11 protein-coding genes are annotated in these 11,957 nt (G+C 77.4%); 6 read left to right on the forward strand and 5 right to left on the reverse strand.

The genetic code is table 11. From position 1 onward, the window contains the following. Window positions 1-39 precede the first annotated feature (39 nt). From gltX to ACRYR7_RS20655, 4 genes are all read right to left on the reverse strand, one after another. Window positions 40-1,557, reverse strand: a complete 1,518-nt coding sequence (gene gltX, locus ACRYR7_RS20640) for a glutamate--tRNA ligase (protein WP_432573986.1) — start codon at window positions 1,555-1,557, stop codon at window positions 40-42. Between the two features lie 48 nt (window positions 1,558-1,605). Beyond that, window positions 1,606-2,412, reverse strand: coding sequence for a fumarylacetoacetate hydrolase family protein (locus tag ACRYR7_RS20645; protein WP_432573987.1), 807 nt, complete (start codon window positions 2,410-2,412; stop codon window positions 1,606-1,608). A gap of 25 nt (window positions 2,413-2,437) precedes the next feature. Next, window positions 2,438-3,517, reverse strand: coding sequence for a branched-chain amino acid aminotransferase (locus ACRYR7_RS20650; RefSeq protein WP_432573995.1), 1,080 nt, complete (start codon window positions 3,515-3,517; stop codon window positions 2,438-2,440). Window positions 3,518-3,652: 135 nt separating this feature from the next. Beyond that, entirely contained in the window at window positions 3,653-4,708 is a 1,056-nt protein-coding gene (locus ACRYR7_RS20655) for a 3-isopropylmalate dehydrogenase (RefSeq protein WP_432573988.1), read from the reverse strand. Window positions 4,709-4,881: 173 nt separating this feature from the next. Here ACRYR7_RS20655 and ACRYR7_RS20660 point away from each other — a divergent pair, with 173 nt between their 5' ends. From ACRYR7_RS20660 to ACRYR7_RS20680, 5 genes are all read left to right on the forward strand, one after another. Then, on the forward strand, window positions 4,882-6,054 hold the full coding sequence (locus ACRYR7_RS20660) for a sensor histidine kinase (RefSeq protein ID WP_432573989.1): 1,173 nt from the start codon (window positions 4,882-4,884) through the stop codon (window positions 6,052-6,054). Between the two features lie 86 nt (window positions 6,055-6,140). Beyond that, window positions 6,141-6,848, forward strand: a complete 708-nt coding sequence (locus tag ACRYR7_RS20665) for a response regulator (RefSeq protein ID WP_432573990.1) — start codon at window positions 6,141-6,143, stop codon at window positions 6,846-6,848. A gap of 199 nt (window positions 6,849-7,047) precedes the next feature. Next, complete coding sequence (locus tag ACRYR7_RS20670; protein ID WP_432573991.1) at window positions 7,048-7,818, forward strand: ABC transporter ATP-binding protein; 771 nt, start codon at window positions 7,048-7,050, stop codon at window positions 7,816-7,818. A gap of 3 nt (window positions 7,819-7,821) precedes the next feature. Further along, window positions 7,822-10,323 (forward strand): ABC transporter permease, encoded by a 2,502-nt coding sequence (locus ACRYR7_RS20675; RefSeq protein WP_432573992.1) that lies wholly within the window; start codon window positions 7,822-7,824, stop codon window positions 10,321-10,323. A gap of 84 nt (window positions 10,324-10,407) precedes the next feature. Beyond that, on the forward strand, window positions 10,408-10,725 hold the full coding sequence (locus ACRYR7_RS20680) for an antibiotic biosynthesis monooxygenase family protein (RefSeq protein ID WP_432573993.1): 318 nt from the start codon (window positions 10,408-10,410) through the stop codon (window positions 10,723-10,725). A 43-nt stretch (window positions 10,726-10,768) separates the two neighbouring features. Here the strand turns inward: ACRYR7_RS20680 and ACRYR7_RS20685 are convergent, their stop codons facing one another. Next, a complete protein-coding gene (locus ACRYR7_RS20685; protein ID WP_432573994.1) occupies window positions 10,769-11,182 on the reverse strand; it encodes a DUF3253 domain-containing protein in 414 nt (137 codons plus the stop codon). Window positions 11,183-11,376: 194 nt separating this feature from the next. Here ACRYR7_RS20685 and ACRYR7_RS20690 point away from each other — a divergent pair, with 194 nt between their 5' ends. After that, a complete protein-coding gene (locus tag ACRYR7_RS20690; protein ID WP_432573996.1) occupies window positions 11,377-11,928 on the forward strand; it encodes a flavodoxin family protein in 552 nt (183 codons plus the stop codon). Window positions 11,929-11,957 lie beyond the last annotated feature (29 nt).

The raw sequence follows: 11,957 nt of genomic DNA on the forward strand, positions 1-11,957 counted from the left end.
GTCCCGGCGGGGGCGGGCGGGGGCGGGCGGGCGCGCGGGTCAGCCCAGCGTGGAGCGCAGCCGGCGCAGCCGCGCCAGCGAGGAGTCCCGGCCCAGGATCTCCATGGACTCGAACAGCGGCGGCGACACGCGCCGGCCGGTGACGGCCGTGCGCACCGGCCCGAAGGCGAACTTCGGCTTCACGCCCAGGCCCTCGACGACCGCGGCGCGCAGCGCGGCCTCCACGGCCGCCGTGGTCCACCCCTCCAGCGGCTCCAGCGCCGCCAGGGCGGCGTCGAGCACGTCGGCGGCCTCCGGGCGCAGCGCGGCCAGGGCGTCCTCCTCCGGCACCAGCTCCTCGTCGGGGGCGAAGAGGAAGCCGAGCATCCCCGGCGCCTGGCCCAGCAGCGTCATGCGCTCCTGCACCAGCGGGGCGGCCGCGGCCAGCCGGGCGCGCTGCTCGTCGGTGGGCTCGGCGGGCAGCACCCCGCCGGCCTGCAGGTACGGCACCAGGCGCTCGCGGAAGTCCTCCGGCGCCAGCAGCCGCAGGTGGGCGGCGTTGATCGCCTCGGCCTTGGCCGGGTCGAAGCGCGCCGGGGAGGCGTTGACGTCGGCCACGTCGAAGGCGGCGACCATCTCCTGCACGCCGAAGACGTCGCGGTCCTCGGCGATGCCCCAGCCCAGCAGGGCCAGGTAGTTGAGCAGGCCCTCGGGCACGAAGCCGCGGTCGCGGTGGTGGAAGAGGTTGGACTCCGGGTCGCGCTTGGACAGCTTCTTGTTGCCCTCGCCCATGACGTAGGGCAGGTGCCCGAAGCGGGGCACCCCCTGCGCCACGCCCACGTCGATGAGGGCCTCGTACAGCGCGACCTGGCGGGCGGTGGAGCTGAGCAGGTCCTCCCCGCGCAGCACGTGGGTGATGCCCATGAGCGCGTCGTCGACGGGGTTGACGAGGGTGTAGAGCGGCTCGCCGTTGGCGCGCACCAGCACCGGGTCCGGGAACGAGCCGGCCTTGAACTCGATGCGCCCGCGCACCAGGTCGTCGAAGGAGTAGTCGCGGTCCTGCGGCACCCGCAGCCGCAGGGTGGGCTCGCGGCCCTGCTCGCGGAAGGCCGCGACCTGCTCCGGCGTCAGGTCGCGGTCGAAGCCGTCGTAGCCCAGCGCCGTGGAGCGCCCGGCCGCCTCGTGGCGCGCCGCGATCTCCTCGGCCGTGGAGAACGACTCGTACAGGTGCCCGGCCTCGCGCAGCCGGCGCACCACGTCGTCGTAGAGGGCGCGGCGCCGGCTCTGCCGGTACGGCTCGTGCGGGCCGCCGACGTCGATGCCCTCGTCCCAGTCGAGCCCGAGCCAGCGCAGCGCCTCGAGGATCTGCGCGTAGCTCTCCTCGCTGTCGCGCGCGGAGTCGGTGTCCTCGATGCGGAAGACGAGCTTGCCGCCGGTGTGGCGCGCGTAGGCCCAGTTGAACAGGGCCGTGCGGATCAGGCCGACGTGCGGGGTGCCGGTCGGCGAGGGGCAGAAGCGGACCCGGACGCCGGAGGGTGCGGGCGCCGGGGCGGCGGGGGCGGGAGCGGTCTCAGTCATGGCGGCACCAGCCTATTGCCGCCCGCGCCCGCCGCCCCGGGCCCCGCGTCAGTCGCGGGGCGCCACGAACGGCGTGGACAGCGTGCCGATGCCCTCGACCTCGACGTCCACGCGCTGCCCGGCGCGCACCGGGCCCACGCCGGCGGGGGTGCCGGTGAGGATCACGTCGCCGGGCAGCAGGGTCATGGCGCTGGAGACGTGGGCGACGATCGCGGCCACGTCGTGGACCATCAGCGAGGTGCGCCCGTCCTGCACGACCTCGCCGGGCTCGCCGGGGCCCGCGGCCAGCCGGGTGACGATCCGCACGTCGGAGGGGTCCAGCTCGGTCTCGATCCAGGGGCCCAGCGGGGTGAAGCCGTCGGCGCCCTTGGCGCGCCACCACTGCCCGTCCGGGCCCTGCAGGCCGCGGGCGGTGACGTCGTTGGCGACGGTGTAGCCGAAGACGACCTCGCCGACCCGCTCGCGCGGCACGTCCTTGCACAGCCGGCGGATCACCACGGCCAGCTCGCCCTCGTAGTGCAGCTCCTCGCCGGCCCAGGCCGGGATCGGCAGCGGGTCGCCGGGGCCGGCCACGGAGGTGTTCGGCACGGTGAAGACCAGCGGCTGCTCGGGCACCTCGTTGCCCAGCTCCGCGGCGTGCGCGGCGTAGTTGCGGCCGACGCCCAGGACCTTGCTGCGCGGGATGACCGGCGCCAGCAGGCGGGCGTCGGCCAGCGGCACGCGCTCGCCGGTGGGGTTCAGCGGGGTGAACAGGGGGTCGCCCGAGACGACGAGGACCTCCTCCTCCCCCGGGGCGCCCTCCACCACGCCGTAGCGCGGGTCGGAACCGGCGGAGGAGAACCTGGCGATGCGCATGCCGCGAGCCTAGTGACCCGCCGGCTCAGACGAGCCGGTGCATCCAGCCGTGCCGGTCCTCGGCGCGCCCGTGCTGCAGGTCGAGCAGCTCGCGGCGGATCGAGGCGGTGACCTCCCCGGTGGTGCCGGTGCCGTGCACGAGCTCGCCCTCGCGCGAGACGAGGCGGCCGACGGGGGTGACCACGGCCGCGGTGCCGCACGCGAAGACCTCGGTGATGCGGCCGGAGGCGACGCCCTCGCGCCACTCGTCGATGCTCACGCGCCGCTCGCTGACGCGGTGGCCGGCGTCGCGCGCGAGCTGCAGGATCGAGTCGCGGGTGATGCCCTCGAGGATCGTGCCGGTCAGCTCGGGGGTGACGATCGTGCCGTCGTCGTGGACGAAGTACAGGTTCATCCCGCCGAGCTCCTCGACGTACCTGCGCTCGGCGGCGTCGAGGAAGCACACCTGGTCGCAGCCGTTGGCGTGCGCCTCGTCCTGGGCGACGAGGCTGGCGGCGTAGTTGCCGCCGCACTTGGCCGAGCCGGTGCCGCCGAAGGCGGCGCGGGTGTAGTCCTGCGTCAGCCAGATCGAGACCGGCTTGACGCCGCCGGTGAAGTAGCTGCCGGCCGGGGAGGCGATGACGAGGAACTTCACCTCGTGCGCGGAGCGGACCCCCAGGAACGCCTCGGTGGCGACCATGAAGGGGCGCAGGTACAGCGAGGACTCCCCGCCGCTGGGCACCCAAGCCTCGTCGGTGCGCACGAGCTGGGTGACGGCCTCGAGGAACATCTGCTCGGGCACCTCCGGCAGCGCCAGGCGGCGCGCGGAGCGGGCCAGGCGCGCGGCGTTGGCGCGCGGGCGGAAGGACCACACGCTGCCGTCGGCGTGCCGGTAGGCCTTCATCCCCTCGAAGACCTCCTGCGCGTAGTGCAGGACGGCCGCGGCCGGGTCCAGCTGCAGCGGGCCGTAGGGCACCACGGCCGCGTCGTGCCAGCCGGTCCCCCGCGTCCACGTGGCGGTGGCCATGTGGTCGGTGAAGTGCTTGCCGAAGCCGGGCTCGGCGAGGATCTGCGCGCGCCGCTCGTCGCTCACCGGGGCGGCCGAGGCGTGAACGGGGAAGCTCATCGGGGTCTCGGTCGTGGTGGCGCTCACGCGGGGCTCCTCGTGCGGTGGGACGGTGCGGACGACGGTACCCCCGGCGCGGCGGCCGGGGACGGCGGGGAGGTGGGGCGAGGCGGGGAGGTGCGGGCGGGGCGCGACTCAGCCGGCGGCCAGCGCCGCGAGGGCGTCGCCGGTGGCGGCGGTGCTGCGCGGGCCGGCGACCGCGCCGGAGGCCCGGCGGGCCAGGTCGGCGGTGACGGCGGCGTCGACGCGGGCGGCGGCCCCGCCCAGGCCCAGGTGCTCCAGCATCAGCGCGACGCTGAGCACGGCGGCGGTGGGGTCGGCGACCTGCTGCCCGGCGATGTCGGGGGCCGAGCCGTGCACGGGCTCGAACATGCTCGGCGCGGTGCGGTCGGGGTTGACGTTGCCGGAGGCGGCCAGGCCGATGCCGCCGGTGACCGCGGCGGCGAGGTCGGTGAGGATGTCGCCGAAGAGGTTGTCGGTGACGACGACGTCGAAGCGCGCGGGGTCGGTGACCAGGAAGATCGTCGCGGCGTCGACGTGCAGGTAGTCCACGGCCACGTCGGGGAACTCCGCGCCCACGGCCTCCACGGTGCGCCGCCACAGGTGCCCGGCGTGCACGAGGACGTTGTGCTTGTGCACCAGCGTCAGCTTCCGGCGCGGGCGGGCGGCGGCGCGGGCGAAGGCGTCGCGCACGACGCGCTCGACGCCGAAGGCGGTGTTGACGCTGACCTCGGTGGCGATCTCGTGGGGGGTGCCCACGCGCAGGGCGCCGCCGTTGCCGACGTAGGGGCCCTCGGTGCCCTCGCGCACGACGACGAAGTCGACCTCGCCGGGGTCGGCCAGCGGGGTGGGCACGCCCGGGTACAGCTTGGAGGGGCGCAGGTTGACGTAGTGGTCCAGCGCGAAGCGCAGCTTGAGCAGCAGGCCGCGCTCGAGCACGCCGCTGGGCACGCTCGGGTCGCCCACGGCGCCGAGCAGGACCGCGTCGTGGCCGCGCACCTCGGCGAGCACGGAGTCCGGCAGGGTCTCGCCGGTGCGGTGGTACAGGCGCGCGCCGAGGTCGTACTCGGTGGTCTCGACCGTCGTGCCCGAGCCGTCGAGGACGGCCCCGAGGACCTTCAGCGCCTCGGCCGTCACCTCCTGGCCGATGCCGTCGCCGGGGATGACCGCGAGCCGCAGGGTGTCCGCCATGGCCGGGAGGTTACCCGAGCGCGGCACCGCGCCGTCCACCATTCGGGACCGGCGTCTCAGCACGTGGATCCGCACCGGGCGGGCGGCGCCGGGGGCGGTCAGCCCGTGGTGGGAGGCGCGGGGTGCTCCCCCGGTCTGACGACGCGCCCGCCGCCGCCTCCTACGCTCGTGCGGTGCAGCAGAACGTCTTCGACAAGCTGGTCGCCTGGACGCGCGCCAACACGCTGCTCCTGGACGCCTTCAGCGCGCTCCTGCTGACGCTGGTCTGCGCCGGGACCGCCACGGCCACCGGCGCCGGCGCGGTGCTCGTCAGCCTGCTCATGTGCGTGCCGCTGGCGCTGCGGCGGGTGCTGCCGGAGGTCAGCGGGGCGCTCGTGGCCGCCGGCGGCCTGCTGCAGCCGGTGCTGGCCGGCGAGCCGCAGACGGCGAACCTGGCGGTGCTCGTCTCGCTGTACTCCCTGGCCGCCTACGCCGCGCCGTGGGCCTCGCGCGGCGGGCTGCTGCTGGGCCTGTTCGGCGCCGTGGTGGCGCCGGCCCGGTACGTGTGGCCGTACAGCGGCCTGGCCAGCGCGCTCGCCCTGGTGCTGTTCATCGCCGTGCTCGTCGTGGCGACGTGGCTGCTGGGCAGCCTGCGGCGGGCGTCCCGGCAGAACGAGCGCGCCCTGCTCGAGCGCGCCCGGCTGCTGGAGAACGAGCGGGAGAACGAGTCGCGGCTGGCCGCCACCGCCGAGCGCCAGCGCATCGCCCGCGAGATGCACGACGTCGTGGCGCACTCCCTGTCGGTGATCATCGCCCAGGCCGACGGGGGCCGGTACGCGGCCGCGGCGAACCCGGCGGCGGCCGCGGAGGTGCTGGGCACGATCTCGGCCACCGGGCGGCAGGCGCTGGCCGACATGCGCAACCTGCTGGGGGTGCTGCGCCAGGGCCCCGGCGACGAGCGCGCCCCGCAGCCGGACGCGGGGCAGGTGGCCGACCTCGTGGAGCAGGTGCGCGCCAGCGGCCTGGACGTCGAGCTGGAGGTGGTCGGCGGGGAGCGCCCGCTGCCGCCGGCGATCGGGCTGGCCGCCTACCGCATCGTGCAGGAGTCCCTGACGAACGTGCTCAAGCACGCCGGCCCCGGCGCCCGCGCCCGCGTGGAGGTGCGCTGGGACCCCGACGCGCTGCGCCTGGGCGTGGACGACGACGGCCGCGGCGCCGCCGCGATGGTGGCCCCCTCCCCCGGCGGGCAGGGCCTGGTCGGGATGGCCGAGCGAGCCCGGCTGCACGGCGGGGCCGTCACCAGCGGGCCTCGCCCCGGCGGCGGGTTCCGGGTGCGTGCCACCCTGCCGTACGCCTCGCCGTCCTGACCGGCGCCGCACGACCCGTCCACGCCCACCGCACCGACTCGCCCCGCCCCGCCCCGACCCGCCCCGCCCCGCCCAGGAGGTCCCCCGTGCCCGCCGTCCGCGTCGTCCTCGTCGACGACCAGCAGCTCGTCCGCGCAGGTTTCCGGATGGTCATCGACTCCCAGCCGGACCTGGAGGTCGTCGGGGAGGCCTCCGACGGCCTCGCCGGGGCCCGGCTGGTCGAGCGCACCGACTGCGACGTCGTCCTGATGGACGTGCGCATGCCCGGCGTGGACGGCATCGAGGCCACCCGGCGCATCACCACCGCCGCGCGCCCGGAGGGCCGGCCGGCGCCGAGGGTGGTGGTGCTCACCACGTTCGACCTCGACGAGTACGTCGTGGCCGCGATCGGTGCCGGCGCCAGCGGTTTCCTGCTCAAGGACGCCCCGCCGGAGGAGATGCTCGCGGCGGTGCGCACCGTGCACGCCGGGGACGCGGTCATCGCGGCCAGCTCCACCCGCCGGCTGCTGCAGCACGTCGGCCCGATGCTGCGCGCCGGGTCCGCCGCCCAGCCCGCGGCCCGCACGCTGCCCGAGGACCTGACCCCGCGCGAGCTGGAGGTCATGGAGTGCATGGCGCACGGGCTGACGAACTCCGAGATCGCCGCCCGGTTCTTCGTGTCGGAGGCGACGGTGAAGACGCACGTGGGCCGGGTGCTGGCCAAGACCGGCTCGCGCGACCGGGTGCAGGTGGTCGTGCTCGCGTACACCACCGGGCTCGTGCAGCCCGGGGACGTGCTGCGCGACGCGCGCTGAGCGGGGCGCGCGCGGCCGCCGGCGCGCGCGGGCCGTCCACCCCGGGGATGACGCGCGCGCGGCGCGTCCCCCGCCGGGCCGAGGCGGCGGGGCGGACGCGTCCGCTCCGCGCCCGACGCGGTGCGGGGCCCGCGGTTCCTACGGTCGAGGGGTTCGACGCCGGCCCCGCCGGCGGCCCCCGACCGCGAGGAGAGACCCCGTGCCCACACCGCGCCCCACCCGTTCGCCGGAGGTCGCGCAGGCCGCGACCGCGGCGGTGCGCGCCGCCGGGCTGCGCAAGACGTACGGCCGCGGCGACGCCGTCGTGCACGCCCTGGACGGCGTGGACGTGGAGTTCTCCCGCGGGGAGTTCACCGCCATCATGGGGCCCTCCGGTTCCGGCAAGTCCACGCTCATGCACTGCCTGGCCGGCCTGGACACCGCCACGGCCGGGCAGGTGTTCCTGGGCGGGACCGAGCTGACGGCGCTGCGCGACGCGGAGCTGACCCGGCTGCGCCGGGACCGGATCGGTTTCGTCTTCCAGTCCTTCAACCTGCTGCCGGTGCTCACCGCCGGGGAGAACCTCGTCCTGCCGATGGAGCTGGCCGGGCGCACGCCCGAGCGCGCCTGGCACGACGAGGTCGTCACCCGGCTGGGGCTGCAGCACAGGCTGCGGCACAAGCCCTCCGAGCTGTCCGGCGGGCAGCAGCAGCGCGTCGCCGTGGGCCGCGCGCTGCTGCCGCGCCCGGACGTGGTGTTCGCCGACGAGCCCACCGGGAACCTCGACTCGCGCGCCGGCGCGGAGGTGCTGGGGCTGCTGCGCTCCAGCGTGCGCGAGTTCGGCCAGACGGTCGTCATGGTCACCCACGACCCGGTGGCCGCCGGGTACGCCGACCGCGTGGTGCTGCTGGCCGACGGGCGGCTGGCCGGGGGCCTGACCGCCCCCACGCCGGACGACGTCATCGACGCGCTGCGCACCCTGGGGGCCTGAACCGTGCTGAGGACCACCCTGGCGCAGCTGCGCGCCCACGCCGGGCGCGTGCTCGCCTCCTGCCTGGCCGTCGTCATCGCCGTGGCGTTCGTCGTGGCGACCCTGGTGCTGAACTCCTCCGCGAGCGCCAGCCTGCTGCGGGCGGTGGGCGCGCCCTTCACCGCCAGCGCCGCCGTCGTCACCGCCGACGAGGGGGCCGACCCCGCGACGGCGGCCTCCGCGCTGCGGGGGGCGGAGGAGCGCGTGCGCGCCCTGCCGGGCGTGGCGCAGGTGGCCGCCGACCGCCAGACCGGCGTGCAGGTGCGCCTGCCCGGGCGCACCGGCAGCTCCTCCGCGCAGGCCGACGCCGTCACCGCCGAGGGGCCGCTGCGCTGGGAGCGCACCGGCTCCGGGCGCCTGCCGCGGGCCTCCGGCGAGGTCGCCGTCAGCGACCGCCTCGGCGCGGCGGTGGGCGACGAGCTGGAGCTGAGCGTGCCGCAGGACGGGGACGCCCCCGCGGCGACCGCGGCCCGGGTGCGCGTGGTGGGCGTGGTGGACCTGCGGGGGGACCCCACCGCGGGGCTGCAGGGGCGCCTGTTCGCCACCGACGCCGACGTGCGCGCCTGGGGCGCGCCCGACCCCTCGCGCCTGCGGGTGGCGGCCGCGCCCGGCACGGACGGCGCGGACCTGGCCGGGGAGGTGGCCGGCGCCGTCGAGGGCGCCCTGGTCGTGCGCACCGGCGAGGAGGCCGCGCAGGACGTGGCCTCGGCCTTCACCGGGGACGCGGCGGCGCTGACCTCGGTGCTGCTGGTCTTCGGGGCGGTCGCCGTCCTGGTGGCCGGGCTGGTCATCGCCAACACGTTCGCGGTGCTGCTGGCGCAGCGCACCCGCGAGCTGGCGCTGCTGCGCTGCGTGGGCGCCACCCGCGGCCAGACGGCGCGCTCGGTGCTGCTGGAGGCGGCCGTGGTGGGCCTGCTGGCCTCGCTGGCCGGCGCTGCGGCCGGGGTGGGCCTGGCCGCGGTGGTCGCCCGGGTGGCGGCCGACGCCGACTCCCCGGTCCCGCTGGGCACGCTGGACGTGCCGCTGCACGCCCTGGCGGTCGGCGTGGTGCTCGGCACCGTCGTGACGGTGCTGGCGGCGCTGGCCCCGGCCCGGGCCGCGACGCGGGTGGCGCCGCTGGCCGCGCTGCGGCCGCTGGTGCCGGCGCCGGTGCGCTCGCGCGGCGGGCTGGTGCGCCTGGTCGCCGGCGCGGCCCTGACCGTCCCCTCCGCCGCGGTCCTGGCGTGGTCCTCCTCGCGGGGCGCGCTGGAGCCGGCGGTGCTCGCCGGCGCGCTCAGCTTCGTGGGCGTGGTGCTGCTCGCCCAGCGCGCCGTGCCCGCCGTCGTGGGGCTGGCCGGGCGCCTGGTGCGCCGCGGCGGCGTGCCCGCGCGCCTGGCCGCCGGCAACGCGGTGCGCAACCCCCGCCGCACCGCGGCGACGGCCACCGCCCTGCTCATCGGCGTGACGCTGACCACGGCGATGGTCGTGGGCGCCTCCTCCACCCGCGCCACGGCCGAGGACCTGCTGGAGGCGGGGTACCCCACCGACGTCGTCGTCTCCTCCTGGGAGGGGACCGTGGACGCGGCGCTGCTGGAGCGGCTGGAGCGGGTGCCGGGGGTGGCGGGCGTGGTCCCCGCGCTGGAGGGCGAGGTGTCCCTGGGCGCGGCGGGCACCACGACCGTGACGGGCGTGGACCCGGCGCGGGCGGGCGCGGTGGTGCGCTCGCAGCAGCGGGTGCCGCTGCCCCGCCCCGGCGAGCTGGTGGTCCCCGGGTACGCGGCGGAGTCGCTGGGCCTGTCCAGCGGCGACGTGGTGCCCGCCGCGGCGCAGGGCGGCACGCCCGTCCCGCTGCGCGTCGTCGTGGCCCCGGACTCCCAGCAGGGGTCGATCGCCGCCGCGGCGGACCTGCTGCGCGCGGACCCGGCGGCGGCGGTGCGCGGCGCGTGGGTGCGCCTGGACGACGGCCTGAGCGCCGAGGGCCAGGCCGAGGCCGTGGACGCGGTCACCGAGGTGGTGGCCGCGTCCCTGCCCAGCAGCGCCGTCAGCGGCGTCGTCGCGGTGCGCGCGGCGTTCGACCAGGTGCTGACGACGATGCTGCTGGTGGTCACCGGCCTGCTGGGGGTCGCGGTCGTCATCGCCCTGCTGGGGGTGGGCAACACCCTGGCGCTGTCGGTGGTGGAGCGCCGCCAGGAGTCGGGGCTGCTGCGGGCGCTGGGCCTGACGCGCGGGCAGCTGCGCGCCCTGCTGGCGTGGGAGGCGCTGCTCGTGGCCGGGGTGGCCGGGGTGCTGGGGGTCGCGCTGGGCACCGCGTACGGGCTGGCGGGCACCGCCTCGGTGCTGGCGCAGCAGGGCCCGGTGGTGCTCGACGTGCCGTGGGCGCGGATCACCGGGATCGTGGTGGTCGCCGCGCTCGCCGGGGTGCTCGCCTCGGTGCTGCCGGCGCGGCGCGCGGCGCGCACGTCCCCCGTGGCGGCGATCGCCGAGTAGCGCCGCAGCGCGGCGGGCCGGGCGGGAGGAGGGGATCCGCCCGGCCGCCGCCGGCGCCGGCGCGGACCGTGGCAGGGTGGACCCGTGGCAGTGGTGAAGATCAACGCGATCGAGGTCCCCGAGGGCGGCGGCCCGGAGCTGGAGCGCCGCTTCGCGCACCGGATGGGCGCGGTGGAGGGCACCGAGGGCTTCCTGGGGTTCGAGCTGCTGCGCCCGGTGGCGGGCGAGTCGCGCTACTTCGTGTACACGCGCTGGGAGACCGAGGAGGCGTTCCGGGCGTGGGCGGGCGGCGGGGCGAGGGCCGCGCACGCCGGGCAGCGGGCGGAGCCGGTGGCCACCGGCGCGAGCCTGCTGGAGTTCGAGGTCGTCCTCGGCGCCGGCCCGGCGCCCGCCGCCGGCTGACGCCACCGGAGCGGCAGCCCCCGGGCACCGGGAGGCGGGCGCCTCAGCGGCGGCGGACGCGCACCGGCCCGCGCGCGGTGGAGGGGTCCACCACGCGCGCGCCCTGCACGAGCTCGGCCTCGCCGGCCGCGACGAGGCGGCGGGCGGCCGAGCGCGCCGGCTGCACCAGCTCCCGCCAGTCCTCGCCGCCCACGGCGCGGGCGGCCTCGTCGGGGTCCACGCCGTGCGCGGCCGGGCGGGAGGCCAGCAGCTCGCGCAGCGCCGCGTCCAGGCGCGCGTCGACGGCCGCGCCGGCGCCGCGGGCGCGGCGGCGGCAGGCGTCGGAGCAGTACCGCACCTGCTCCCAGTCGCGCGCCCACGCCCGGCGCCAGGTGATGGTGCGCCCGCAGGCGGCGCAGTCCTTGGCGGGCGGCTCGGCGCTGCGGACGGTGCGGGTGCTGCGCGTGCGGTGGGCCACCGGACCGTCCTACCCGCTGCGGCGCCCGTGCGCGCGGCGGGTGGCCCTGCCGGGGCCCGCCGGCCACCTCGACGGCGCGCGCACCGGCGGTTACCGTGATCCTCCACTGATTGGCCGTTCAACGACCAGGAGGAACCACCGTGAGCGTGAAGCTCGCCATCGTCTACTACTCGGCCACCGGCACCACCCGGGCCATGGCCGAGCGCCTGGCCGCCGCCGGCGAGGCCGCCGGCGCCGAGGTGCGCCTGCGCCAGGTCGAGCGCCAGGCCACCGGCGGGGAGAAGGCCGCCACCGACGCCCAGGCCGCCGAGGCGGAGGCCGCCAAGGGGGCGCCCGGCGCCAGCGCCGACGACGTCGTCTGGGCCGACGCGGTGCTCTTCGGGTCCCCCACCCGCTACGGCAACATCGCCGGCCAGCTGAAGATCTTCATCGACTCCCTGGGCGCCCAGTGGGCCCAGGGCCTGCTGGCCGACAAGGTCTACGCGGGCTTCACGACCTCCCAGACCGCCCACGGCGGCCAGGAGACGACCCTCATCGCGCTCTACAACACGATCTACCACTTCGGCGGCATCATCGTGCCGCCCGGGTACACCGACGGGCTGAAGTTCGTCGACGGCAACCCCTACGGCGTCAGCCACGTCACCGGCGGCGGCAACGACATCCCGCTGGGCGAGGCCGAGCTGAACGCGCTGGACCACATGGCCACGCGCGTGGTGACGATCGCCGGGCGCCTGAAGGGCGAGTGAGCCGCGCGGCCGGCGGTCCCCGGACCGCC

The organism is Kineococcus gurbantunggutensis (genome assembly GCF_050871925.1).
Classification (GTDB): Bacteria; Actinomycetota; Actinomycetes; order Actinomycetales; family Kineococcaceae; genus Kineococcus.

Excerpts from the sequence above, each read along its gene's own strand:
- gltX (WP_432573986.1), bottom strand. The coding sequence starts at position 1,557 with ATGACTGAGACCGCTCCCGCCCCCGCCGCCCCGGCGCCCGCACCCTCC.
- ACRYR7_RS20645 (WP_432573987.1), bottom strand. The coding sequence starts at position 2,412 with ATGCGCATCGCCAGGTTCTCCTCCGCCGGTTCCGACCCGCGCTACGGC.
- ACRYR7_RS20650 (WP_432573995.1), bottom strand. The coding sequence starts at position 3,517 with ATGAGCTTCCCCGTTCACGCCTCGGCCGCCCCGGTGAGCGACGAGCGG.
- ACRYR7_RS20655 (WP_432573988.1), bottom strand. The coding sequence starts at position 4,708 with ATGGCGGACACCCTGCGGCTCGCGGTCATCCCCGGCGACGGCATCGGC.
- ACRYR7_RS20690 (WP_432573996.1), top strand. The coding sequence starts at position 11,377 with ATGGCCGAGCGCCTGGCCGCCGCCGGCGAGGCCGCCGGCGCCGAGGTG.